The organism is Streptomyces sp. NPDC015127 (assembly GCF_043080095.1).
Classification (GTDB): Bacteria; Actinomycetota; Actinomycetes; order Streptomycetales; family Streptomycetaceae; genus Streptomyces.
In genome coordinates this window covers 42368-64831 of the sequence record NZ_JBIBVE010000012.1, presented here as the reverse complement: position 1 = coordinate 64831, position 22464 = coordinate 42368, and the positions used below count along the sequence as shown (strand labels likewise).

25 protein-coding genes and 2 pseudogenes are annotated in these 22464 nt (G+C 72.0%); 8 read left to right on the top strand and 19 right to left on the bottom strand.

Going from position 1 to position 22464, the window contains the following annotated elements:
• Positions 1-120 precede the first annotated feature (120 nt).
• The 3 genes from ACF08N_RS23745 to ACF08N_RS23735 all read left to right on the top strand — a co-directional run bounded on the left by ACF08N_RS23745 (position 121) and on the right by ACF08N_RS23735 (position 3942).
• Positions 121-906: a class I SAM-dependent methyltransferase gene (locus tag ACF08N_RS23745; protein WP_392326677.1), complete on the top strand. Its 786-nt coding sequence runs from the start codon at positions 121-123 to the stop codon at positions 904-906.
• 277 nt (positions 907-1183) lie between these two features.
• Complete coding sequence (locus tag ACF08N_RS23740) at positions 1184-2275, top strand: C40 family peptidase (protein ID WP_392326676.1); 1092 nt, start codon at positions 1184-1186, stop codon at positions 2273-2275.
• A gap of 428 nt (positions 2276-2703) precedes the next feature.
• A complete protein-coding gene (locus ACF08N_RS23735) occupies positions 2704-3942 on the top strand; it encodes a PP2C family protein-serine/threonine phosphatase (protein ID WP_392326675.1) in 1239 nt (412 codons plus the stop codon).
• A 183-nt stretch (positions 3943-4125) separates the two neighbouring features.
• Here the strand turns inward: ACF08N_RS23735 and ACF08N_RS23730 are convergent, their stop codons facing one another.
• The 3 genes from ACF08N_RS23730 to ACF08N_RS23720 all read right to left on the bottom strand — a co-directional run bounded on the left by ACF08N_RS23730 (position 4126) and on the right by ACF08N_RS23720 (position 5655).
• Positions 4126-4464, bottom strand: a complete 339-nt coding sequence (locus ACF08N_RS23730) for a DUF2516 family protein (RefSeq protein WP_177150248.1) — start codon at positions 4462-4464, stop codon at positions 4126-4128.
• Between the two features lie 124 nt (positions 4465-4588).
• Positions 4589-5179, bottom strand: coding sequence for a hypothetical protein (locus ACF08N_RS23725; RefSeq protein ID WP_392326674.1), 591 nt, complete (start codon positions 5177-5179; stop codon positions 4589-4591).
• A 35-nt stretch (positions 5180-5214) separates the two neighbouring features.
• The gene (locus ACF08N_RS23720) at positions 5215-5655 is read right to left on the bottom strand and encodes a helix-turn-helix domain-containing protein (RefSeq protein WP_392326673.1); all 441 of its coding nucleotides are present in this window, start codon (positions 5653-5655) and stop codon (positions 5215-5217) included.
• 242 nt (positions 5656-5897) lie between these two features.
• On the opposite strand from ACF08N_RS23720, the pseudogene ACF08N_RS23715 reads away from it, so the two are divergent.
• Positions 5898-7022: pseudogene (locus ACF08N_RS23715) on the top strand (ABC transporter substrate-binding protein).
• Between the two features lie 171 nt (positions 7023-7193).
• On the opposite strand, the pseudogene ACF08N_RS23710 reads toward ACF08N_RS23715, so the two are convergent.
• Positions 7194-7421 (bottom strand): annotated as a pseudogene (locus tag ACF08N_RS23710) (contact-dependent growth inhibition system immunity protein); the annotation flags it as partial.
• A 131-nt stretch (positions 7422-7552) separates the two neighbouring features.
• Between ACF08N_RS23710 and ACF08N_RS23705 the strand changes: the two are divergent.
• Positions 7553-8349 (top strand): IS5 family transposase gene (locus ACF08N_RS23705; RefSeq protein ID WP_392326672.1). Its coding sequence is split into 2 segments (ribosomal slippage): positions 7553-7850 and positions 7850-8349, totalling 798 coding nucleotides; the frame shifts between segments, so codons are not numbered across the junction.
• Positions 8350-8559: 210 nt separating this feature from the next.
• Here the strand turns inward: ACF08N_RS23705 and ACF08N_RS23700 are convergent.
• From ACF08N_RS23700 to ACF08N_RS23685, 4 genes are all read right to left on the bottom strand, one after another.
• Positions 8560-9366 (bottom strand): alpha/beta fold hydrolase, encoded by an 807-nt coding sequence (locus ACF08N_RS23700; RefSeq protein ID WP_392326671.1) that lies wholly within the window; start codon positions 9364-9366, stop codon positions 8560-8562.
• Between the two features lie 30 nt (positions 9367-9396).
• Positions 9397-10461 (bottom strand): phosphotransferase, encoded by a 1065-nt coding sequence (locus tag ACF08N_RS23695; protein ID WP_392326670.1) that lies wholly within the window; start codon positions 10459-10461, stop codon positions 9397-9399.
• Positions 10462-10637: 176 nt separating this feature from the next.
• Positions 10638-11375 carry an HAD family hydrolase gene (locus ACF08N_RS23690; RefSeq protein ID WP_392326669.1) on the bottom strand — a complete coding sequence of 246 codons (738 nt, stop codon included), beginning with the start codon at positions 11373-11375 and terminating at the stop codon, positions 10638-10640.
• A gap of 2 nt (positions 11376-11377) precedes the next feature.
• On the bottom strand, positions 11378-12271 hold the full coding sequence (locus tag ACF08N_RS23685; RefSeq protein ID WP_392326668.1) for a winged helix-turn-helix domain-containing protein: 894 nt from the start codon (positions 12269-12271) through the stop codon (positions 11378-11380).
• Between the two features lie 297 nt (positions 12272-12568).
• On the opposite strand from ACF08N_RS23685, the gene ACF08N_RS23680 reads away from it, so the two are divergent.
• Positions 12569-12757, top strand: coding sequence for a hypothetical protein (locus ACF08N_RS23680; protein WP_392326667.1), 189 nt, complete (start codon positions 12569-12571; stop codon positions 12755-12757).
• A gap of 58 nt (positions 12758-12815) precedes the next feature.
• Here ACF08N_RS23680 and ACF08N_RS23675 read toward each other — a convergent pair whose 3' ends face one another.
• The 3 genes from ACF08N_RS23675 to ACF08N_RS23665 all read right to left on the bottom strand — a co-directional run bounded on the left by ACF08N_RS23675 (position 12816) and on the right by ACF08N_RS23665 (position 15797).
• On the bottom strand, positions 12816-14060 hold the full coding sequence (locus ACF08N_RS23675; protein WP_392326666.1) for a GNAT family N-acetyltransferase: 1245 nt from the start codon (positions 14058-14060) through the stop codon (positions 12816-12818).
• Between the two features lie 61 nt (positions 14061-14121).
• Entirely contained in the window at positions 14122-15075 is a 954-nt protein-coding gene (locus tag ACF08N_RS23670) for an asparaginase (RefSeq protein WP_392326665.1), read from the bottom strand.
• Between the two features lie 68 nt (positions 15076-15143).
• Positions 15144-15797 carry an AmfC protein gene (locus ACF08N_RS23665; RefSeq protein WP_392326664.1) on the bottom strand — a complete coding sequence of 218 codons (654 nt, stop codon included), beginning with the start codon at positions 15795-15797 and terminating at the stop codon, positions 15144-15146.
• Between the two features lie 159 nt (positions 15798-15956).
• Here ACF08N_RS23665 and dtd point away from each other — a divergent pair, with 159 nt between their 5' ends.
• The gene (gene dtd, locus ACF08N_RS23660) at positions 15957-16394 is read left to right on the top strand and encodes a D-aminoacyl-tRNA deacylase (protein ID WP_392326663.1); all 438 of its coding nucleotides are present in this window, start codon (positions 15957-15959) and stop codon (positions 16392-16394) included.
• A 34-nt stretch (positions 16395-16428) separates the two neighbouring features.
• Here the strand turns inward: dtd and ACF08N_RS23655 are convergent, their stop codons facing one another.
• The 6 genes from ACF08N_RS23655 to ACF08N_RS23630 form a co-directional block, all read right to left on the bottom strand.
• The gene (locus tag ACF08N_RS23655) at positions 16429-17394 is read right to left on the bottom strand and encodes a YgfZ/GcvT domain-containing protein (protein ID WP_392326662.1); all 966 of its coding nucleotides are present in this window, start codon (positions 17392-17394) and stop codon (positions 16429-16431) included.
• Positions 17395-17404: 10 nt separating this feature from the next.
• Entirely contained in the window at positions 17405-17866 is a 462-nt protein-coding gene (locus tag ACF08N_RS23650) for a Fur family transcriptional regulator (protein WP_392326661.1), read from the bottom strand.
• Between the two features lie 57 nt (positions 17867-17923).
• Positions 17924-18496 carry an FABP family protein gene (locus ACF08N_RS23645; RefSeq protein ID WP_392326660.1) on the bottom strand — a complete coding sequence of 191 codons (573 nt, stop codon included), beginning with the start codon at positions 18494-18496 and terminating at the stop codon, positions 17924-17926.
• Positions 18497-18717: 221 nt separating this feature from the next.
• The gene (locus ACF08N_RS23640) at positions 18718-19575 is read right to left on the bottom strand and encodes a hypothetical protein (protein WP_392326659.1); all 858 of its coding nucleotides are present in this window, start codon (positions 19573-19575) and stop codon (positions 18718-18720) included.
• On the bottom strand, positions 19572-20483 hold the full coding sequence (locus tag ACF08N_RS23635; RefSeq protein ID WP_392326658.1) for a hypothetical protein: 912 nt from the start codon (positions 20481-20483) through the stop codon (positions 19572-19574). The genes ACF08N_RS23640 and ACF08N_RS23635 overlap by 4 nt, the downstream gene beginning before the upstream one ends.
• Positions 20480-21241, bottom strand: coding sequence for a hypothetical protein (locus ACF08N_RS23630; RefSeq protein WP_392326657.1), 762 nt, complete (start codon positions 21239-21241; stop codon positions 20480-20482). The genes ACF08N_RS23635 and ACF08N_RS23630 overlap by 4 nt, the downstream gene beginning before the upstream one ends.
• Positions 21242-21439: 198 nt before the next feature.
• Between ACF08N_RS23630 and ACF08N_RS23625 the strand changes: the two genes are divergently transcribed.
• Positions 21440-21802 (top strand): DsrE family protein, encoded by a 363-nt coding sequence (locus ACF08N_RS23625; protein ID WP_392326656.1) that lies wholly within the window; start codon positions 21440-21442, stop codon positions 21800-21802.
• Here the strand turns inward: ACF08N_RS23625 and ACF08N_RS23620 are convergent.
• A complete protein-coding gene (locus ACF08N_RS23620) occupies positions 21796-22059 on the bottom strand; it encodes a DUF3099 domain-containing protein (RefSeq protein ID WP_392326655.1) in 264 nt (87 codons plus the stop codon). The genes ACF08N_RS23625 and ACF08N_RS23620 overlap by 7 nt on opposite strands.
• Before the next feature lie 101 nt (positions 22060-22160).
• Positions 22161-22448: a DUF1416 domain-containing protein gene (locus ACF08N_RS23615; RefSeq protein ID WP_017945923.1), complete on the bottom strand. Its 288-nt coding sequence runs from the start codon at positions 22446-22448 to the stop codon at positions 22161-22163.
• Positions 22449-22464 lie beyond the last annotated feature (16 nt).

The following is a 22464-nucleotide window of genomic DNA, read 5'->3' as shown; positions in this document are numbered from 1 at the left end:
CCGACGGGCCCGTACTCCAGGGCCGTCCCCTGGAGCCGCGCGCCCTCCCGCGGGGCCGCCGGGATCCGGACTCCAGGCCGTCCTCCGGGGCACGCGCCCCGAGCGCTTACCCTCGGTGACATGAATCGCCCCGTCGGGACCGCGACCCGCGGGACGACCAACCCCAACCGGCTCCGCCGCATGGACCGCTGGATCGCCGCGGCGCACGGCCCAGCCCTGCGCCGCAGCGCCGCGGCCCCGGTCGCCGTCGACCTCGGGTACGGGGCGGCCCCCTGGACCGCCGTCGAACTCCTCCAGCGGCTGCGCACCGCCGAACCGCGGTGCGAGGTCGTCGGCATCGAGATCGACCCGGCCCGCGTGACCGCCGCGACGCCGTACGAGCGGAACGGACTCACCTTCCGGCACGGCGGGTTCGAGGTTCCGACACCGGACCGGCCGCTGCTGATCAGGGCGGCCAATGTGCTGCGCCAGTACGACGAGGACGAGGTCGCGGCGGTCTGGTCGCGGCTGTGCGGGCGACTGGCGCCCGGCGGCCTGCTCGTCGAGGGCACGTGCGACGAGATCGGGCGGCGGCACGTATGGGTGGCGCTCGGGCCCGAGGGGCCGCGGACGGTGACGTTCGCGACCCGGCTCGGCTCGCTGGAGCGCCCCTCCGACCTGGCGGAACGGCTGCCGAAGGCGCTCATCCACCGCAATGTGCCGGGCGAGCCGGTGTACGCGTTCCTGCGGGACTTCGACCGCGCCTGGGCGGCGGCCGCGCCGTACGCCTCGCTGGGGGCGCGCCAGCGCTGGATCAGGGCGGTGGGCGATCTGGCGGGCGAGTGGCCGCTGAGGGACGACCGGCGGCGGTGGCGGCAGGGCGAGGTCACGGTGGCGTGGGAGGCGCTGGCACCCGCCGCCGGCTGAGGCAAACCAGCAGCACGGGGAAATTCTTCTGGTTTGCGGTGAACGGGACACCGTGACGGGTGAACAGCTGCGGCATGGGAACATCAGGACGGGCCCGCTCGTCAGTGACGGTGGGGACGAGGGGCAGACATTCACCGGGGTGGGGACTCAACGGGGGACAAACTGCCGGTCAACCCTGTCGTTTTGGCGGTCTCCATGACACCATCACGACGTTGCGCCCAAGTTACTGACGGTTAATCACATACAGATCGACCGGTGTTCGTCCGGAGGGGGAGTCGTGAACCGACGCCGCTGTGCCACTGCCGCAGCGATCAGCCTGGTCTGCGGGCTGACTGTGCTCGCGCTCCCGGGCCAGGCCCTCGCGGCCCCGGATCCGCAGCCGCAGGCGCCCGCCTCGGTCACCGTGCCCGGGCCGATGGCCCCTCCCCCGCCGAGCGCTTCGCTGGAAGCGGTGCGCCTGCAGATCGACGCGCTCTACCGCCAGGCCGCGTCCGCCACCGACGCGTACAACCTGGCCGAGGAGCGGACCGAGCAGCAGTCGGCCGAAATCGTGAAGCTGGCCCAGCAGATGGCGAAGGGCCAGGCCCGCATCGAGGACCTGAAGAACCGCGCCGGCGCCGCCGCCCGTGCGCAGTACCGGGGCGGCGGCCTGCCCCCCGAGGCGCAGCTGGCGCTCGTGGACGACCCGCAGCTGTTCCTGGACGGCGTCGGCCGCATGCAGCAGGGCCAGAAGGCCACCAAGGACCTGCTCGCCGAACTGACGCAGACGCAGGCCGATTTGGCCGCCTACAGCAAGGACGCCAGCGCCCACTGGGAGAGGCTGGAGGCGAACAGACTCAAGCAGGAGAAGGCCAAGAAGGAGATCAAGGCCAAGATCGCCGCGGCCAAGAAGCTCGAGGACAAGCTGGAGAAGGAGGAGTTGCAGCACCTCCTCCGGCTGGAGCAGCAGGCGCAGTACAAGGCCCAGAGCCAGTGGCTCGACTCGGGCATACTCGACGAGATCGACGGCCGCGCGAGCGAACAGGGCCGGAAGGCAATCGAGTTCGCCACCGCGCAGCTCGGCAAGCCGTACGTCTGGGGCGCCGAGGGCCCGGGATCGTACGACTGCTCGGGGCTGACGTCGCAGGCCTGGGCGGCCGCCGGGCGCGGAATCCCGCGCACCTCGCAGGAGCAGTGGCGGCTGCTGCCCCGGATCGCCATCAAGGACATGCGCCCCGGCGACCTGATCATCTACCACGCCGACGCGAGCCACGTCGGGATGTACGTCGGCGACGGCGCGATCATCCACGCCCCCCGTCCGGGGCGGAATGTCACGGTCGCGGGCGCCGGATCGATGAGCATCCTGGGAGTCGTACGCCCCGACAAGTGACGTAGGCCGCACCGGGAGCACCGCGCACGGGCGTCCCGCGGGACCGGCGGCGCCTCATGGGCCTCATGCGCGCCCGGCGCACGGAGGCCCCACTGGCAGGGGCGCTGCGACGTGCGCCCCGCGCACGAACCGGCGGCGCGTGATGTGCGTCCCATGCCCGCGTCCGCCCGCGCGCGGGCCGCACACCCGTCCCGCGACGCAAGTGACGTGCGCCACCTGGCACATGGGGCGAAAGGGATGGCCGGGGCGATGTCGGCGTGACGTTCGTCATGGCCCGGCGGGCAACTACCTCCCCATGCGCGGCATATGCCACCGGCTCTTCGCTGATCGGCATTCCGTTCGGCCACCGCCTACCGCTATGGTCCCCGTCTGGCGGGACGTCGATCGGCGCCCTGCCGCCCTCGGGGGGAGGGAAGGAAACAGAACCGATGCCCGTACCCGTACCGCGACAGAGGAACGTCCCCGTCGCGGAGACCGCCCCCGGCGGGACGATCAGCGGCGGCGACCTCACGCTCCTGATCATCGAGGACGACCCGGCGGGCACCATCAGCGTCCCCCAGCTGCTCGACGCGGCCGGTACCGGGGTCCGTATCCGTACGGCCCGGAATCTCACCGAGGCCGAGCGGCTGCTCACCGACGACGTGCACTGCGTGCTCGTCGACCTCGCGCCCGGCCGCGCCGCGGGCGACGAGCTGAGCACCCTCACCCACGTGCTGCGTCTCGCCCCGCGCCAGGCCGTGCTGGCCCTGACCGCCTCCGGCGACAGCGAGCTGGCCTCCGAGGCCGTACGGATCGGCGCCCAGGACCACCTCGTCCGCGAGGAGCTCGACGGCCGGCTGCTGAGCCGCGCCGTGCGCTACGCGGTCGAGCGCAAGCGCGCCGACACCGCGCAGGTGAAGCTCGCCGAGTCCCGCCTGCGCGCGCAGGAGAACGCCCGCCTGGAGCGCGGCCTGCTGCCCACTCCCCTGCTGGAGGGCTCGGACCTGCGGTTCGCCGCGCGCTACCGCCCCGGGCGCTCACGCGCGCTGCTCGGCGGCGACTTCTACGACACCGTCCGCACCCCCGACGGCACCGTCCACGCCATGATCGGCGACGTCTGCGGCCACGGCCCGGACGAGGCGGCGCTCGGCGTGGAGCTGCGCATCGCCTGGCGGGCCCTGACCTTCGCCGGGCTGTGCGGCGACGAGCTGCTGTCGACGCTCCAGCAGGTGCTGGAGCACGAGCGGGAGAGCGACGAGATCTTCGCGACGCTCTGCACGGTGGACATAGCGCCGGACGGCCGGCGGGCCGGGCTCTGCCTGGCGGGCCACCCGACCCCGCTGATCGCCCGGCACGGGCGGGCCGCCCAGCTCCTGCCGTACGACGACGGCGGCCCGGCGCTCGGCCTGCTGCCGCGCGCCCGCTGGCCGCGCCGCCAGGTGGAGCTCGGCGGCGCGTGGAGCCTGATGATGTACACGGACGGGCTGATCGAGGGCCGCCAGGGCCCGGGCACCAAGCAGCGCCTCGGCCAGGACGGCATGGTCGCGATGATCAACCGGCAGCTGACGGCGGGCCTGGACGGCGAGTCGCTGCTGGAGGCGGCCGTCGGCGAGGTGCGCGAGCTGAACGGCGGCGAGCTGACGGACGACGTGGCGGTGCTGCTGCTGAGCCGCGGCACGCGCGCCTGACGCGCGGGAGGGCTCCCGGGCGGGGCGGCTCGGGGACGCGGGCGCGACAGCTACCCCCGGCTGACGGGCGGGGACGGCCCACCGCAGGGTCGGGGGCATGCCGGCCGGCCGTAAGGGACCCGGCGCGCGAAACGGCCAGGACCGGGCGGCGCCAGGTCCTGGCTGAGAGCTGCGAGCTGCGGGCTACCGGCCGCCGTTGTACGGCCCGTACGGCCCGTCACTGCTGGATCCGCCGCGGCGGCGGCCGCCGCCGGACACCTGCGCCAGCGCCGGGCGCACGTCGACGAAGAAGACGATGGCCGCGATGAGACCGGCGATCGACAGGAACAGCATCGGGATGAAGAGGTTCACCGCGACCGCGACACCGAGGATGATCAGCCAGAAGGACTTCGTCTTCTTGTCCGCCGCCCGGTAGGCGTCCTCACGGGCCACGGCGGCCATGACAAGCGCGGTCACGGACGTCACGAGGAAGACGAGCCTGGTGATCATCCACAGCCCGAAGTCGAAGTTGTCTGCCAGCATCCCGAACACCGCCTAGTCAGTGGTTGTGGCGCCTAGCGGCCAAGGTACCTCCGGGAACGCCCCCGAGGCGATGAGCGTGACCGGGGCGGGGCGCCGCATCACCGCGGCGCCCCCGCTCCTGGCGTCACTCGGCCGAAGGCGTCGCCTTCTTGGCCGCGGTCTTGCGGGCGACGGGCTGCTTGCGCGCCGGGGCGGGCTTCTTCGTCTCCGCCTCGGCCTCGGCGGGCTTCGTGTCCTGCGCGGTGCCGGCGGCACCGGCGGGCTCCGGCTCGACAGCCACGGCGATCTCGGTGAGCTCCTCGGCGGCCTCGCCGCGCCAGGACCGCACGGTCTGCTCGCCGTGCTCGGCCACCTTCTCGTACGTCTCACGCGCCTTGACGACGTACTCGGCCGCGACACCCACACTGCGCAGGGCGAGGTCCTGGGCGCTCTCCCCGAGCTTCTTCAGGTCGGTGTCGATGTTGCCGAGCACCTCGGTGACCTTGGCCTGCACGGTGGCCTGCGCCTCCTTGGCCTGCGCGGTCACCTTCTCCTGCACGGTCTTGGGGTCGGTGTTGCGCACGGCCTCGAAGCGGCCGGGCGCCTCGGCGGCGAGCTGCTCGATCAGCGCCGGCACCTTCTTGGCCTGCTGCACGGCGAGGTCCGCGGTGCCGGCGGCGAAGTAGAGGGGAGTCGGGTCGCTGAAGGTCTTGCGCAGGTCATCGGTGATGGCCATGACTGTCGTCCTCCCGGAAGGCAGATCGGTATGTCTCAGTCGTTCTTCGGATCGGCATCGCTCGCGCCGGCCGTGCGGGGGCCGTCAGCGGTGGTGTCCTCGGAGGTGCTCGCGGATCCATTGCCGCTCTCGAGCCCGTTCTCCTTGCGGAAGGACTCGTAGATCTGCAGCAGCACCTGCTTCTGCCGCTCGTTGATCGAGGGGTCGGCCAGAATGACGGCGCGCGTCTCCAGCTCGTCCCGTTCCTGCTCGTCGAGGATCCCCGCCCGGACGTAGAGGGTCTCGGCGGAGATCCGCAGGGCCTTGGCGACCTGCTGGAGCACTTCCGCGCTCGGCTTGCGCAGTCCGCGCTCGATCTGGCTCAGGTACGGATTGGACACCCCGGCGGCGTCGGCGAGCTGCCGCAGCGAGAGCTGCGCGTTGCGCCGCTGCTCGCGGAGGTAGTCACCGAGGTTGCCGACGTTGAGCGATGCCATGGTTCGATGGTGCCCCACGAGCGCTAACAATTGCAAGCAACTGCTTGCAAGAGTGTTCCACGCCACGCCCGGGCGCTGTCGGCCCGTGCACGCCGGTGAAGGCTTCTCGAAGCCCGGCAGCTCGGCGAACACATAATCGGTTGCCTGTCGGCGATGGTGAGGGATGCAATGTCCGGCATGGTCACCCAGGTGCGCCCGCCACGGCGAGATGAGACGACCGCGGATTCGGGAGACGCTCACGCATGAATACGCCACCATCGCCACCTGGAGCGGAGCGGACTGCGGAGCGGACTGACGGATCATCCGTCCGGATCGGTGCTCTCGTTCCGCTGACCCGGCCCGGCTGGGTCGAGGCAGGCCACCACTTGCTCGCCGGACTCGAGCTGGCCGTGCGCGACGTCAATGACGCCGGCGGGATCGGCGGAAGACCACTCGAACTGGTGGTCCGGGACACCGCGGCTGATCCACAGAGAGCCGCGGCGGCCGTGGACGAATTGGCTCGCCTGGGCGTGGCTGCCTTGGCCGGGGAGTATCACAGCGTCGTCGCTCGCGCCGCTGCCGCCAGGGCCGACGCCCTCGGCCTGCCGTTCCTCTGCTCGTCAGCGGTTCTCGACGCGCTCACCGAACGGCCGACCAAATGGGTCGCGCGCCTCTGCCCGCCGCAGTCCCGCGGCTGGCAGATCTACGCGGACCTCCTCCTCGGCGCGGGCCACAGCCGAATCGCCGTAGCGGCCCAGTCGAGTGTCTACTGGGCGTCCGGGGTGCGCATTCTGCGCGACTACCTCGCTCCACGCGGCGGCACCGTCATCGAGCTCGACATGGGCGCGCTCACCCCCACGGCCGTGTGCGGCGAACTGGTCGGCCATCGCGCGACAGCCCTCCTGCTTCTGGTCGGCCACCCGGAGCCGGCAGTGCCGATCGTCAAGTCCGTCCGCCGCGACCGGCGCCTCGCCGAGATCATGATCGGTGCTCCGGCCGGGCAACCGGAGTTCGCCGAATGGGCGGCGCTGCTGGGCGACGACGGCGCCGCGATCCCGTTCCTGCGCTACCTGCCCGAGCGCCTCAGCCCACTCGGTGCGCGAGTCGAGACGGCCCTCCGCGAGCGGCTGGCCGAAGCGCCGTCCTTCGTCGCCTTCGAGGGCTACGACACGGTCGCTGTCCTCGCCGATGTGCTGCGTTCTCACGGCACGGACCGGGCGGGCACTGCCGCATCCTGGCCGCACGTCGCAGTCGAAGGCACCCGCGGGAAGATCCGGTTCTCCCGCACGCCGGGCATCGGCGTGTGGCAATGAACTTCGACGCCGATCCAAGTCGTCGATCGAGATCCGGCGGAACCCGATCGCTTTCGGATCCTTCACTCCGGCTGAGAGCACGGAGGTCCGACCGGGCAGGGCGGAGCAGTGACGCCTCACGGCGTGGGTGCCGGCGATGCGGCCCTCGATTCCTGACCGGTCTTGTCGCCTGTTCCGCCGCGCTCGGCGGCGTCCCCGCCGCAACGCCCGTCCGCCTGGAGGTCCCGCTCCTCCGGGCGCGCCCCCTCAGCCGCCCTGTCCGTAGTCGGGCCGCGGTGTGGCGAGGCCGTCCGCCAGCGTCTCCAGCCAGCGGCTGACCGAGAGCGGCGCGGGCGGCTCCATCTCCATGCCGAGTTCGGCGGCGCCGATCACGTACTCGTGCTCCTCCAGATCCAGGGCCAGCAGTTCATGGATCTCGCCGACCAGGCGGGCGGTCAACTGGGGGTCGGTCGTGGCCCTGTAGTCCTGGACCGCCGCGTCGTGGTCCGGCTACGGGGGAGAGGCGCGGTGCCAGGCGTCGCGAGCCCGGCAAGATCGGCGAGACAGCCCCTAGGGAGTGTCTTTCCGATCATCTGATCGTTGGGCTGGCTGTGAGGGATCGGGAGATGTCTGACGCCGCATGGGCGGTGGTCGAGCCGCTGCTGCCGCCTGCGGGTCGTGCCCGAGGCAGGTGGCGCGATCACCGCCAGGTGCTGGAGGGCATCGTGTTCAAGTTCCGGACCGGTGTGCCTTGGAGGGATCTGCCCGAGCGGTTCGGGCCCTGGCAGACGGTGCACGGACGCTTCGCCCGCTGGGCGGCCGACGGCACCTTCGACCGGCTCCTGGCCGAAGCCCAGAGCCGGGCGGAGGTGGACTGGCTGGTCGCGCTGGACTCCACCATCGTGCGGGCCCATCAGCACACCGCGGCCAAAGGGGGCTTGAGGAACGAGGACTCGGGCGCTCCCGCGGCGGGCTGACCAGCAAGATCCACCTGGCCTGCGACGGGCGGGGGCGACCGCTGTCCTTCACGGTCACGGCCGGTACCCGCAACGACTGCACGCAGGCCGAGGCGGTCATCGGCCGCATCCGCGTCACGCGGCCCGGGCCGGGACGGCCCCGCGTCCGGCCGGATCAGGTGGTGGCGGACAAGGGCTACTCGGCCCGCTCCTTCCGCGCCTACCTGCGCAGACGCGGAATCAAGGCGGCCATCCCCGAACGCGTGGACCAACTCGCGGGCCGGCGCCGACGCCGTGAACGGCCATGCGGCTTCGACAAGGCCGTCTACCGCCGCCGCAACGTCGTCGAACGCTGCTTCCACCGCCTCAAGCAGTGGCGCGGCATCGCCACCCGTTATGAGAAACAGCCCGGCCGCTACCTCGCCGCCATCACCCTGGCCAGCACACTCATCTGGCTCGACCCATGATCGCCAAGACGCTACCTAGGGGGTGTCTCGCCGATCTTGCCGGGCTCCCGACGCCTGGCACCGCGCCTCGCCGCGTTGTCGTCGGTCGCCGACGCTCCACGTCGCCTCCCTCCTCCGCCTTGCGAGCCACGGCACCAGACCCTCCCCCTACGCCCTGCGGGCGTGGGGGGACCCCCACTCCCTCATCCGGCCTGATCGACAAGACACCCCCTAGGGCGCGACGCGCCCCAGGAAGTCCAGGACCGCCGCGTCGAAGTCCGCCGGACGCTCCAGGTTGGGCATGTGCGCGGCGCCTTCGACGATCGCCAGTGTCGCGTCGGGCAGCAGGGCGTGCAGGGCGCGGGCCTCGGCGACCGGGGTGTACGTGTCGTCCACGCCGACCACGACCAGTGCGGGCACCTGTGCCGCGGCCAGCGAGGGGCGGTAGTCGGGGCGTTCGGCCCGGCCCCGCAGAGCGGCCGCGGCGCCTTCCGGGGAGGTCGCGCGCATCATCGCGAGGACGTGCCGGGCGACGTCGGGCAGGCCGGTGACGTTGTACGGGGCGACCATCTTGTCGATCACCTCGTCGGCGTACCCGCCGATCCCCTCGGCCAGCAGCCGGTCGGCCAGGGCGTTGCGGAACGCCTTGCCCTCGTGCGTCTCGGGGGCCGGCGAGGTGTCCGCGAGGATCAGGGCGCGGACCCGCTCGGGGAACAGCCGGTTGAACTCCATGGTGATCTGCCCGCCCATCGACAGGCCGCCGATCACGGCCCGTTCGACACCGAGCCGGTCCAGCAGCGCGGCGGTGTCCTGCGCGAAGACGGAGAACAGTGTCGTACCGGGGACGACCTCGCTGGCGCCGTAGCCGCGCAGGTCCGCGGTGATGACGCGGTGGCCCGCGCGTGTGAGCGCGGCGGCCTGGTGGTCCCACATGCTGCGGTTGAACGGGTGCCCGTGGACGAGGACGACGGGCAGGCCGTCCGCCGGGCCGCGGTCGTCGTAACCGAGGGAAATGCCGTTCACCTGAAGGGAGTTCATGTCGATCAGCCTAACCAGCACGGCCGCGCGTCAGGCCACGGGACCGCCGCCCTGCAGTGTGGGCGCCGCCCGCGTCAGGGCCTCCTCTATGCGCCGCCGGTGCGGTGTCCGCAGCACCCCGAGCGGCCCGCGTGCGGCCCGCAGGACCGTCTCGATCCCCTCGGCCGCCCTTTCCCGGCCGGCCCGGTCGGGGCGGCGGGCGAAACCCTGCGCGAGCCGGATGACGTCGATGTAGACCGACTGAAGGCGCTCGAAGTCGAGATAGATCCGCAGCGCCCGGCGATGCCCCGGCAGCGCCTCGGGGCGGCTGCGGGCGAGGGCGGCGCCCCAGGCGTGCAGCGCCGCCCGCCGTTCCGCACGCCTGGCGTACCGCATCCGGGCCAGGTGGGAGGCGATCTCGTACACCGGATCCCCGAACAGGGCGAGCTCCCAGTCGATCAGCGAGAGACCGCCGTCCGTCCCGACGATGAGGTTTCCGCCGTGGATGTCGGTGTGAAGGAGCACAAAAGGGCGTCTGCCAAGCGCGTCGGCGCGCTGCGCGAGCCGCTCGAACGCGTCGTCCGGCACCTTCAGCTCGTCGAACAGCGACCCGAAGTCCTTGCCGTGCCGGCCCTTCACCTCGCTCCGGGTGAAGTCGATCAGTGCCCGCAGGAAGCCGGGGCAGTCGCCGTCCGCCGGCCAGCCCGCGGGGCAGGGCGGCAGCAGCCGCGCGGGCACGGCGGTCGTCTGGCGGAACAGCTCGCCGAGCGCGTCGGTGTACGCGCGGCCGAGCCGCCCGCCCCGGCCGAGCCGCTCCGACAGCGCCACGCCCTCGGCGTACGAGTGCACGGTGAATCCGGGGCGGTCGGCGAGGACGCGGGGGTTGCCCTGCACGCGCCCCTCGATCGCGAAGAGCAGCTCCTCCTCGGGCCAGATGCGCAGGTTGAACTGCCCGGCGCCGTTGATCGGAGCCCGTACCTTGACGATCGTGCCGGAGGGCAGCGCGAGGGAGCGCGCCAGCGGATGCGGCAGTTCCACGCAGTAGTTGCGGTGGTAGTAACCGGCCAGGGGGGTGCCCTGGCCTGCTGCTCGGTACAGCGATTCCCAGCTGTCCACGACACGTCCGGAGGCACTACGGGCTACATCGGGCATGCGGGTCCTGCGCTCTCGAGGCCGAAGGCACCAACGGGCGGGCCGTGCCGGCCGCCGATCACCTTCATACCCAAGAGTAGCTGTGGCCTCAAACCACTTGCGCAAGAGAGAAGTTGAGAGACCGTCAGGTCACTCGCCGGTCAGGCGGCGGCGGCCGCCAGCACGTGCATGGAGTCGACCAGGCACTCGGCGCCGGCGGCGCGCAGCGCGTCGCGCTTGGCCGCGTCCGGATGGATGCCGATGAACGGCACTCCCGCCTCGGCGGCGGCCAGCGCGTCGTTGGGCGAATCGCCGATCATCACGCCGTCACCGGGGTCCGTTCCCGTCGCCGTGAGCAGCGTCCGCAGGGCGTACGGATGGGGCTTCATCAGGTCGGGGTCGTCGTGCCGGCCGACGATGCGGTGTCCGTCGCCCGGACGGCCCGGATCGGTGACGTACGCGAGCAGACCGTGCAGGTCCAGGTGGGTACGGATGGCGGGCACGCAGTTGTTGGAGGCGATGCCCAGCAGCTTCCCGCCCCCGGCCAGGCGCTCCATGAGGTGTACGGCCCCGGGCGTGGGCACGGCGGTCGCGGCGGCCAGGGTCTCCTCCTCGGCCAGCAGTTTGCGCACGGCGAGGGCGAGGCCGGACACGTCGCCGGGGTCGGCGCGATGGGTGCCGAGCAGCACGGCGAGGGGGTCGGTGACGCCCTCGTCGATGCCGGCCCTGCGGAGCCCGTCAGGGCCGATGCGCTCGCACAGCCGGCGGGCGATCTCCGGGGCGCTGCGCTCCGCGAAGAGGTCGCACACGGGTCCGTCGAAGTCGAGGAGGACGAGACGGGCACGGGAGAACAGCTCCCGCAGCCGCTTGGAGGGTGAGGGAGGGGAGGTGAGCAACACGATCAGTCGCCAAAATCCGCATCTCGGGCCAGGAGGTCCCAGTAGGAGTCGAAGAACGCTTGCGCTGTCTCCACCTTCAGTGCCTGGTCGGGCTTGGAGTACGGAAAGAGCGTGGCACCGAGGCCGAGCGAGTTGAGGGTTGTGCCCTCCGGCTCCTCGCCCTCGGCGGTCTGCGGATCCGTTCCTTCCAGGGTGTAGTAGCCCTCGAGGAGCAGGTCCTTGTTCAGCAGGTACATCTTGCTGATCGGTGTCAGGGCGACGGTCCGGATCCGGACCGAGACCTGGGGCACCAGCCGCTGTCGCCTGAGCGTACGCAATTCGTCCTTCAGCGACTCGGAACAGCGGATCAGGGTGTCGCGGTGGCGCCGGCGCGGCCGGTCGTCGTCGGGGTCGTCCAGCGAGGCGGGGAAGGCGAGCTTGATGCCCGGGTCGGGCACCATCAGCCGCAGGGAGATGCTCTGTGGCCGGATTTCGCCGTCATGAATCCGGGTGATCTGGGCACCCAGCTGGCGGTTCATCGTCTCCGACGTCAGAGAGAAGACGTCCATGGTGATGACATCCGCCTCGAAGGCCGCCTGGAGGTGGGGCTGCAGTGTCTCCAGGGCCTGGCGGGGCTCGCCGTGCGGCGCGGGCTCCGGAGTACGGGGCAGACGGCCGCCGGGGACCAGGACGCGGGCCCCGCTGCCCTGTCGCGACGCGATCAGCCCTTCCTGCCGGAGCACGTGCAGAGCTTTGGTCACGGTCGCGCGGGAGACGTCGAACGCCTCCATCAACTCACGCTGCGGCGGCAGCAGTTTGCCGGCCCCGTACACACCGTCCAGGATGCCGTCACGCAACTTGCCTGCGACGTACTCGTACTTGGTGCTGTCCTCGCCCGCTGTTCCCTGTACCGCCACGCAACCACCGTACAACCAGACGAACCCGGTGCGTAATTGCCTTGTCAGGTCGGACAGATCACGACGCCCTGTGCGACGCCATTCGGCCATCTTCCACTTGATCGCACCTTTCCGGTCAAGTAGGCGATCAAATATTCATACAAGTTTACTGGTCACCTGACACAGGGAAGACAACCATCAGGTCAACGAGAAGGATTTGTCTGCGACTTGACTTCTTGACCGACTCACGGGGCGCCCAGCAGGTACAACGGCGTGCGGGCACAGGCGCTCCCCGCCATCGTGAAGGAGGGGACCCCCATGCCTCTGCTCGCCCTCGTACTTGCCGTCTTCGCCCTCGGCTTCGAGCAGCTGATCCAATGGCAGTTCGGCGCCATGGGCGTGGTGGGCCTGGCCATGCTGACCATCGGGGTGAAGGCCAGGAACGCGACCTGCACCGCCATCGGCTCGATCATCCTCGTGATGCTGCTGACCGGTCCCGGCCAGTGAGCCTGCCGGTCCGGTGACACCGGCGGGGCCCCCGCCCCCGCCCCTCACACCCCGGGTCTCAGAAGACGTCCGGGCACCAGGCCCGGCGCGCCGCGCGGAACACCCTGTCCGCCAGCGCCACGGCGCCCGGGCCGTTCTCCGCCACCCGGCCCAGCGCCGCGAGCCGCAGCGCCGAGGCGTCGCCCAGGTACAGCGCACCCAACTCCCGTACGTCCAGCGTCAGATCGGGCGTGGACGAGGACGGGGCGCAGGTCGCCCCGTCCGGCGACACCGTCAGGGCGAAACGGCCTCCCGCGAGACCCTCGGTGTCCACGACCTCCAGCACCAGCGACGCCTCCGTCGTGTACGTCCGCGCCTCCAGCGCCCGTACGACGTCCAGCACACGCACCCAAAGGAAGTCCGCCTGCGTCACCACCCTGGCCGCCCGCGGGTCGGGCAGCAGGTCCGGGAGCAGGTCGTCGGGTGCGCGCCCGCCGGACCGGACCGTGGTGATCCAGTCCACCGAGCACACGAAGTGCCACAGCGCCCGCTCCGCGGCCGGCGTCACCGCGATCAGATCCCGGACGGTGGCCGTGTTCAGCGGCTGCTTGGCATCGCCCCACTTGTCGTCCGCCGCGTACGTCAGCAGGCCCTCCACCTCGCCGGCGGCCGACCGGTACACCGCGTAGTACGGCTCCGTCCACGGGAACGCGGGCGTCACCACCTGGCCCGTGTTGACCTGCCACCACCGCTCGTCGCGGTTGACCACGCCGTGCTGCCGGGCGGCGAGGCGCCCGTGCAGCTCCGGGCCCAGCTTGCGCACGTCCGCGCCGTCGACCAGGTCGACGCGGCCGCCGTCGTCCGGGCGCGACCAGCGGCCGTCGAGGCCGGCGCGCGGCACGTCGACGGACCACTCGGTGAGCGAGGCGGCGGGGCCGTAGCCGTACCGCCCGTAGATCGGGTACTCCGCGGCGATCAGCGTGGAGACCGCGTCGCCGCGCTCCTTGGCCTCCGCCAGGTCCTCGGTGATCATCCGGGTGAGCAGGCCGCGGCGGCGGTGGGTCGGCGAAACGGTCACGTTCGACACGGCACTGGCCGCGACGCGGGCGCCGCCGACGACGGTGAGCTCCTGGGCGAACGAGCGGTACGTCGCCACACAGCGGCCCTGGTCGAACGCGCCCCGGGTGCGGGTGAGGTCGGTGTGCGGGAGGCGGTCCGCGACCTCCTCGTCGGTGACCACCGGCGGCCGCAGAAAGCCCGTGGCCAGCGCCTTCAGCCAGTCGGGGAACTCGGTCGCGGAGATCCGGCGCGTCTCGACACTCATGCGCCCACGCTAGGCCGCCCGTCGAGCCCCGCGCATGTCGTTTTCGCCCGGGCCGCCCGCGTCAGAACACCGCGCGGACCGCGCCCACCTCGGCGCCTCCGCCGAGCAGCGGCATGTGCCCGATGCGGGCGAGGACCGGCGAGTCGACGCCCATCAGCGCCAGCGTCCGCGCCGTCACCGGCCCCAGCGCCCGGGACGCCCCGTCGTCGATCTTGAGCGCCAGCGCGCGCCCGTCCGCCAGCGCCACCGCCTGCACCGCCTCGGCGCCCACCTTCGCCAGCGCTCCGGGCACCTCCCGCATCAGCCAGGTATCGGGGCGGCGCGTCCCCGCGACGTACTCGGGGTGGGCGCGCATCGCGTCCGCGACGCGGCGCTCGGGCGAGCCGGGCTCCGCCAGCACGAAGCGGCGGAAGGCGCGCGCGAGTCCGGTCAGGCTGATGGCCATCAGCGGCGCGCCGCAGCCGTCGGTGCCCACGGCCGCGACCGGCTCCCCCGCGGACTCCTCGACGACCGACCGCACCAGCCGCTGGAGCGGGTGGTCGGGGTCCGCGTAGCCCGCGCGGTCCCAGCCGTTGTGGACGCAGGCCGCCAGCATGGCGGCGTGCTTGCCGGAGCAGTCCATGGCGACCCTGTCCCGCACCTGCCCGGCCGCGAGGTACGCCTCGGCCTCCACCCGGTCCAGCGGCAGGTCCGGCGGCGTGCGCAGGTCATCGGCCGTGAGCCCGTGCTCGGCGAGCATCGTGCGGACGAGGTCGAGGTGGAAGCCCTCACCGGAGTGGCTGGCGGCGGCCAGCGCGAGGCGCTCGCCGGACAGGTCGACCCCGGCGCGCAGCACCGCGGCGGCCTGCATCGGCTTGTTCGACGAGCGGGGGAAGACGGGCGCGGTGACGTCGCCCAGCGCCAGTTCGACCCCGCCGTCCGCCGCGAGCACGACCAGTGCGCCCCGGTGCAGGCCCTCGACGAAGCCGGAACGCACGACCTCGGCGAGGACCGGGGAGGGGGCGGAGGGGGGCATGGCGGGCGGCCTTCCGGACGGGCGACCGCGGACACCGTCCCTGGGAGGATCGCCCCCAGGAGCCCGTGTCAGGTCAGCAGGTCGTCGACTTGTGCTTCGCCCTCACGGTACCTGCGGGTGATCTCGGCGCTGCAGTCGTCGGCGGTCCGCTGGAGCTCCTGCCGGCGCCGGGAGACCTGCTGTTCGTAGGCGAGCAGCCGCCCCATCGCGGTGTGCAGCTCGTCGTCCGTGCGGGCGTCGAGGTCGGACAGGCCCACCTCGTCGAGCATGTCGGACGCGAGGCGGCGGTACTCCTCCCCGTGCGGCGTCGACAGCGTGACGTGCCGGGCGGACGACCCCCGGCGCGACGGGGCGTCCGCGAGGATCTCGGAGAGCCGGTCGACGACCGGCGCCTCCGGGTCGGCCCTGCGCTCCAGTTCGGCCCGCAGGATGTCGATCCGGCCCTGGACCAGCCGCCGCACATAGCTGAGGTCGGCCTCGTCCCGCTGCGAGTCCCGGCGCAGGGCGCGTAGTTCGGGCAGCCGCAGCGCGGCGAGATCGTGCCGGACGGGCTCGGGCAGCTCGGCGCAGGTGCGCTGGTGGGGCGGCCGTGCGGCCGGGGCGGGATCCGCCGCGGACACCGCCCGCGGACCCGCCAGGGAGACCGGCACGGCGACCGGCCGGGAACCCGGCCCGGAAACCGATACGGGGCCGAGCGACCGCCCGGCGCCAGATGTGCTCATGTGCGTTGTCCGTCCCCTCGCAACCGGTGCATGGGCCTCTCCGGGCCCGGAGGGCCTGGGGGATGCACCGCCTGCGTGCATCGTGCCACTCCGATACGTCCCGTCGCAGGCGGTCTGCACCTGTTCGGCCCCGAATGGCGGCCAGGTAGTTTTCTCCCCATGCGAGCAGTGGTGCAGAGGGTGGACGGCGCGAGCGTCGTGGTTCCCGGTGAGTCGGGGCCGGAGACGGTCGGCGAGATCGTCGGCGAAGGACTGTGTGTGCTGGTGGGGGTCACCCACGAGGACACGAAGGAGAAAGCGGCCCAGCTGGCCCGCAAACTCTGGTCCGTACGGCTGCTGGAGGGCGAGAAGTCCTGCTCGGACACGGGGGCGCCGCTGCTGGTGATCTCGCAGTTCACCCTCTACGGGGACGCCCGCAAGGGTCGCCGCCCCACGTGGAACGCGGCGGCGCCGGGCCCTGTCGCCGAACCTCTGGTCGACGAGGTGGTCGCCCGGCTGAGGTCGCTGGGCGCGCACGTGGAGACGGGCCGGTTCGGCGCGCAGATGCGTGTCTCGCTGACGAACAACGGCCCGTTCACGATCATCGTCGAGGTGTAGCGACCGGGGACGTGCCCCGGTCCGCCGGGCAGCGCTACGGCTCGACGATCGTCTCCTGGGCGGCAGCCGTGTCGCCGGCCATCAGCTCCGCGTCCACCGGCACGTTCCGCTTCACCAGCGCGAGCGCGATCGGCCCCAGCTCGTGGTGGCGGCCGGACGTCGTGACGAAGCCCAGCTGGCGGCCCTCGTCGCCCTCCGCGGCCAGCCGCACGGGCGTGCCGGCGGCGGGCAGGTGTACCTCGCTGCCGTCCAGGTGCAGGAAGACCAGCCTGCGCGGCGGCTTCCCCAGGTTGTGGACACGCGCGACGGTCTCCTGGCCGCGGTAGCAGCCCTTCTGCAGATGGACCGCGCTGCCGATCCAGCCCAGCTCGTGCGGAATGGTGCGGTGGTCGGTCTCGAAACCGACCCGCGGCCGGTGCTGCTCGATCCGCAGCGCCTCGTACGCGAGGATCCCGGCGACCGGGCCGTGCTGCGCCACGTACGCCTCCAGGTCCGCGCGCGGCAGGAACAGGTCGCGGCCGTACGCGGTCTCCCGGACGACCACGCCCTCCGGCGCCTCGGCGATCGAACCGGCCGGCAGGTGGACGACGGCGAAATCGTCGGTGCGGTCGGCGACCTCGACCCGGTAGAAGAACTTCATCGACTCCAGGTAGGCGATCAGTGCCTCCTGGGTGCCCGGCTCGACGTGGGCCCACACCGTCTCGCCGTCGTCGACGAGATACAGGGCGTGCTCGATGTGCCCGTGTGCGGAGAGGATCAGCGCCTCGGTGGCCTGGCCCGCGGGCAGATCGCTCACGTGCTGGGTGAGCAGCAGATGCAGCCAGCTCAGCCGGTCGTCGCCGGTGACGGTGACGACGCCGCGGTGCGAGAGGTCGACGAGACCCTTGCCGCCGGCGAGCGCGCGCTGCTCACGGAACAGGTCGCCGTAGTGCGCGGCGACCCCTTCGTCGCGTCCCTCGGCGGGGACCGCGCCGGGCAGGGACAGGAGAGGGCTCTTCATACCAGCAAGACTACGACCCGGTAGGCGGCGTCCGGCCGGGCGCCTGCTCCTTCGCCTTCCCCGCGCAGTCCTCGCACCGGCCGAAGATCGCGAAGTGCTTCATGTCCGTGTCGAAACCGAAGGTCGCGCGCAGCTTGGCGGTGAAGTCGGCGGCCACCTCGACGTCCGCCTCGATCACGTCCGTGCAGTCCCGGCACACCAGGTGCAGATGGTGGTGCCGGTCGGCGAGGTGATAGGTGGGGGCACCGTGGCCGAGATGGGCGTGCGAGACCAGGCCCAGCTCCTCCAGCAGCTCCAGCGTCCGGTAGACCGTGGAGATGTTCACCCCGGACGCCGTCTTGCGCACCTCGCCGAGGATCTCGTCCGGGGTGGCGTGCTCGAGGGTGTCCACGGCCTCCAGGACAAGCTGGCGCTGCGGGGTCAGCCGGTAGCCGCGCTGCCGCAGATCGCTCTTCCAGTCGGTGCTCACCACAGCCCCCAGTGTAGGCAGCGGCACCCCGCCCGGCGCCGGCTTGTCCGAAGCCCTGTCCTACTTGAAGAACGCGATGCCGTCGTCGGGCAGGTCTCCGAGGTCCTTGGCCCAGGCCTCGACCTGCTCCGGGGTGACGACCTTCTTCAGGTGCGCCGACATGTACGGCCGCAGCGGGACATCGGGGGTGGACTTCTCGCCGACCCACATCAGGTCGCTCTTCACATAGCCGTAGAGCCGCTTGCCGCCGCTGTACGGGCCCGAGGCGGCAGTGCGCGCGACGGCGTCGGTCACCAGGTCGATCTGCGGCTTCTGGTGGGCGAGCTCGCCGTACCAGACCTCCACGATGCCCTGGTCGCGGACCATGACGACCTCGACCTTGCGGTCCTTGTCGATGCGCCAGTAGCCGCTCTCGCTCTCCAGCGGCTTGACCTTGTTGCCGTCGGAGTCGAGGACCCAGGAGTGCGAGACGTACTCGATGAAGTCCCGGCCGTCATGGCTGAAGGTCACGCTCTGGCCGAAGTTGCACTTCTCGGCGCCGGGGAAGTCGGATACGCCCGCGCCCTCCCACGTGCCGAGGAGGAACGCGAGGGGGACGAGGTCCGGGTTGAGGTCGGACGGGATCTCGATCATGAGCAGCTCTGTCGGTCGGTGACGGTACGGGCGGTCAGCGCTGGCCCTGGTACAGCTTCTTCACAGCCAGACCGGTGAAGGCGAGGACGCCGACGCAGACCAGGACCAGCAGGGCTTCGAAGAAAACGATCACGGAGTGCTCCTCGAATGAGCGGTGAAGGCAGAACGGGCCGGTCCCCAGCTTAGTAGGCCGGGGCCGGACCCGTTCTGTGAGGTCCGCGTCAGCCGAGGAGCTGGTTCTGCAGGACGACGGTCTGGTGGAACGGCACCCGCGGCACCTCGCCCTTGCGGGAGAACACGACGAACGCGACCGTGTCGCCCGCCGTGATGTAGGCGTGGCGCACATGGACGGGTCCGCGCGGCGCCGCCTCGTCGTAGACGTAGCGCTCGGTGGAGCTCACCTTCGCCTTCGGGTCGTAGGCGTCGTCGTACGACGACATCTCCTCCACCCCCTTCGGCTGCAGCAGCGTGTCGGGGCCGCCGCCCAGCTGCGTGTCGAAGAAGTCGCCCGCGATCGCCGACGTGTGGAACCGGATCAGGAAGATCCGGGCCGATGTGCCGTCGGGCATCGTCCAGCCTCGTGCCACGACGTGGCGCGCGCGGGACTCGGTGAGGTGCTCGCGCAGGCTGTCCTGTTCGTCGTCCATGTACTCCCGCACGAAGCGGTCGAACGGCACCCGGCTGCGTTCGCCGCGCAGGGTCGGCTCGGGAGTGCTGTCCGCCGGGGCCGGGAGCAGCAACTGCTCCAGGCCGGCGTAGTGGATCTCGGCCGTGTTCGTCGGGTCGAAGGGCAGCGGGGCGCCGGCCGGCAGCGCCGGCTTGGTGAGCCTCGGGTACTGCCACCGTCCGTCGCTCAGCGTCGACAGCCCGGGGACGTCGGTGCGCTCCTTCGAGACGATGCCGTACGCGGTGCCGGTGCCCACCGCGGCGAAGACGACCACCGCGGCGGTCCAGCGCAGCGCGGCCCGCAGCACCCGCCGGTCCCGGGGCGGGGTGTCCGGGGCAGAGGGCAGGGTGTCCGGCGCGATGGGCTCCGGCGCGAGGGGGTGGGGCGGCATGGGCTGGGCGTTGTCGGTCACACGGCCTCCCCGGGCGACGAGATGTGGTCGAGCTGGTCGCGCACGAGATTCTTGATCGTTCCGGTGGCGAGCGGCTTCGGGCCGTACGCGTACACGCTCACGAGGATCTCGCCCACGGGGGCGGTGCACGTCATGACGTCGAGCTCCACCTTGTCCACCGTGGGCATCAGGAAACACGTCGCCTTCGGGTGGCCCTCGATCTTCGGCCCCTTGCGGAAGACGCCGAAGGCGTCGGCCAGCTCCTTCTGGAACGCGGCCATGCCGCGCACGGCCTTGGTGTTCTCCAGCTGCGCCAGCCGGATCTCCGCGACGAAGCGCGAGTCCGCGGGGCGGTAGCTGCGCACGGCGAGGCCCTTGATGCCCAGCTTGTCGACGGCCTTGTCGTGCCGCTTGCGCTTCGCGCTCGGCAGCCCGCGCGAGCCGTCCTTGAACAGCGCGACGGCCCGTTCGGCATCCAGCACGCTGTCGTTGCCGAACTCGTCGACATCGGGGCCCGGCCGGTAGAAGGACGGCATCGGCAGCAGCTCGGCGGCCAGGCCGGTGGGCTCCAGCGCCGGGATGTCGGCCTCGGGGTGCTCGTCGGGCTCGGCCCAGACGACGGTGGGGGCGGTGCGGTCCGCGTCCTGCACGACGGACCAGCCCCAGGCGCCCCCGCCGGCGATCAGGCCGAGGCTCACGGCGGCGGCGACGAGCGCGACCGGGAAGCGTCGCCGCCGGGGCGTTCCGGCGGGCGCGGGATCGGTCACGGGCCCGGTCGCGCCCTCAGGCTCGGCGGCGGGCTCAGTTGCGGCGGGGGACGGCTCGGGTGCCGGCGCCCCACCGGGCGCGGGCGCGCCCCCGGGCTCGGTCGCGTCGGGCTCCGGGTGCGGCGCCGCCGCCGGCGCGGTCGGATCTGTCGGCTCGGTCACAGTCGCTCCCACTGACGCTTGGCGAGCGACTTCAGGTCCTTCTCGTCGACCGGTCCCGAGTTGTTCGCGTATTCGACGACCATCACGATGTCGCCCCGCCAGGCCACGGCCCGGCCCTGGTAAAGGGGCTCGTAGCCCGCCTCGCGCAGCGGCTCGTCCCAGATGTACGTACGGCCTTCGGGGCTGCCGGGAATCGGTTCGCCCTCGTTGCCCGCCCACTTGTCGTCGTCGAGGTACCACTGCTGCGCCTCGCCGAAGGCCGCGGCGTTCAGCTCCTCGTCCTCGCGGAACTGCACCAGCTTGATGTCGACGTAGACCTCGCCGTCCACGGACCAGCTGACGGTCGCGCACCGGCGGAACCCGTCCTCGGCCAGGTTCTCGAACATGGCCGCCTCCTTCTCGAACCAGGTCGAGAAGGAGTACAGGTCGTGCCAGTCGGCCTTCCGCTCGGACGTCGCGCCCTTCGGCTTCGGCAGCAGCAGCTCCCGCAGGTCGCCGTCGGTCCTGACCCACCGGTTCGCGTTCAGGGAACGGGCGGTCGTGTCCGCCGTGGCAGGGACGGGCTTCGGGGTCCGGAGGCCGGGCTGCGACAGCACGGGCAGCGCGGTGGGCTCGCGCTGGTACTGCACGGCGTAGCCGGTGACCGTGCCGGCGACGACGCCGAGCACCGCGGCGGCGGCGATCAGCGCGACGGTACGGCGGCGGCGCCGACGCCCGCGACCGGGAGTGACGGGCTCGGCCACGACGGGCTCGGCCACGGCCCGCGCCGGGGCGGCCGGTTCCGGAGCCTGGACCGGTTCCGGAGGCGTGCCAGGGGCCGGGGCCGGCGAGGCCCCGGTGTCCTGCGTTTCCAAAGAGTCCCCCACAAGGCATGAAGCGCGGATTCCGTATCCGCGCACACACCTGACCACCGGCCCCGCCCTGGGGTTGTGGCCACGAGCATTACAGTTCGGCATATGGCGAAGAAGCTCGTGATCAAGGTGACCGCAGGTGCCGACGCACCCGAACGCTGCTCCCAGGCCTTCACCGTGGCGGCCGTGGCCGTCGCCAGCGGGGTCGAGGTCTCGCTCTGGCTGACCGGCGAGTCCTCGTGGTTCGCCCTGCCCGGGCGCGCGGCCGAGTTCGAGCTGCCGCATGCCGCGCCGCTGCCCGACCTCCTCGATTCCGTCCTGGCCGGCGGGCGCATCACCCTGTGCACCCAGTGCGCGGCCCGGCGCGAGATCACGGAGAAGGACGTGCTGGAGGGCGTACGGATCGCGGGCGCGCAGGTCTTCGTCAGCGAGGCCGTGCAGGACGACGTGCAGGCCCTCGTCTACTGACGCGGCCTGCGCTTCCCGTCGAGTTCGTCCCACCACTCGTCGGACGTCGGATCCCCGGACGGGTCGTCCCACCAGCGGTCGTCCGGTCCCCGCCGGTTGGCGATCACCGCCGCGACCGGCGGGATGACCATGGCGACGAGGCACATGCCGACGGCCACCGGCACCGACCACAGCCGCACGACGGCCCAGGCGGAGACGAACAGGACGAGGCATCCGCCCATCAGCAACAGATAGTTGCGACGCCGTCGCGCGTACATGCCTTCAGCGTACGACCGAAGGACGACCGAAGGGCCGCACCTCGTTCCCGGTAAGCGTCCAACCCCCAGGAGGTGCGGCCCTTCGGCCGGTCAGTCGGCGATCAGACGGCGATCGCGACCTCGGAGAGCCCGCCCGTCTGCGCGACGACGGTACGGTCCGCCGTGGCGCCGGGGACCAGGGCGCGCACGGTCCACGTGCCCTCGGCCGCGTAGAAACGGAACTGTCCGGTCGCCGAGGTCGGGACCTCGGCGGTGAACTCGCCGGTCGAGTCCAGCAGGCGCACGTAACCGGTGACGGGCTCGCCGTCGCGGGTCACCTGGCCCTGGATGGTGGTCTCACCGGGCTTGATCGTCGAGGCGTCGGGGCCGCCGGCCTTCGCTCCACACATGTTTTCGTCCTTATGG

Bases quoted from the DNA above. Each gene is read 5' to 3' on its own strand.
- ACF08N_RS23745 (WP_392326677.1), top strand. From the start codon at position 121: ATGAATCGCCCCGTCGGGACCGCGACCCGCGGGACGACCAACCCCAAC.
- ACF08N_RS23735 (WP_392326675.1), top strand. From the start codon at position 2,704: ATGCCCGTACCCGTACCGCGACAGAGGAACGTCCCCGTCGCGGAGACC.
- ACF08N_RS23730 (WP_177150248.1), bottom strand. From the start codon at position 4,464: ATGCTGGCAGACAACTTCGACTTCGGGCTGTGGATGATCACCAGGCTC.
- ACF08N_RS23725 (WP_392326674.1), bottom strand. From the start codon at position 5,179: ATGGCCATCACCGATGACCTGCGCAAGACCTTCAGCGACCCGACTCCC.
- ACF08N_RS23720 (WP_392326673.1), bottom strand. From the start codon at position 5,655: ATGGCATCGCTCAACGTCGGCAACCTCGGTGACTACCTCCGCGAGCAG.
- ACF08N_RS23700 (WP_392326671.1), bottom strand. From the start codon at position 9,366: ATGAACTCCCTTCAGGTGAACGGCATTTCCCTCGGTTACGACGACCGC.
- ACF08N_RS23680 (WP_392326667.1), top strand. From the start codon at position 12,569: ATGCCTCTGCTCGCCCTCGTACTTGCCGTCTTCGCCCTCGGCTTCGAG.
- ACF08N_RS23675 (WP_392326666.1), bottom strand. From the start codon at position 14,060: ATGAGTGTCGAGACGCGCCGGATCTCCGCGACCGAGTTCCCCGACTGG.
- ACF08N_RS23670 (WP_392326665.1), bottom strand. From the start codon at position 15,075: ATGCCCCCCTCCGCCCCCTCCCCGGTCCTCGCCGAGGTCGTGCGTTCC.
- ACF08N_RS23665 (WP_392326664.1), bottom strand. From the start codon at position 15,797: ATGAGCACATCTGGCGCCGGGCGGTCGCTCGGCCCCGTATCGGTTTCC.
- dtd (WP_392326663.1), top strand. From the start codon at position 15,957: ATGCGAGCAGTGGTGCAGAGGGTGGACGGCGCGAGCGTCGTGGTTCCC.
- ACF08N_RS23655 (WP_392326662.1), bottom strand. From the start codon at position 17,394: ATGAAGAGCCCTCTCCTGTCCCTGCCCGGCGCGGTCCCCGCCGAGGGA.
- ACF08N_RS23645 (WP_392326660.1), bottom strand. From the start codon at position 18,496: ATGATCGAGATCCCGTCCGACCTCAACCCGGACCTCGTCCCCCTCGCG.
- ACF08N_RS23625 (WP_392326656.1), top strand. From the start codon at position 21,440: ATGGCGAAGAAGCTCGTGATCAAGGTGACCGCAGGTGCCGACGCACCC.
- ACF08N_RS23620 (WP_392326655.1), bottom strand. From the start codon at position 22,059: ATGTACGCGCGACGGCGTCGCAACTATCTGTTGCTGATGGGCGGATGC.
- ACF08N_RS23615 (WP_017945923.1), bottom strand. From the start codon at position 22,448: ATGTGTGGAGCGAAGGCCGGCGGCCCCGACGCCTCGACGATCAAGCCC.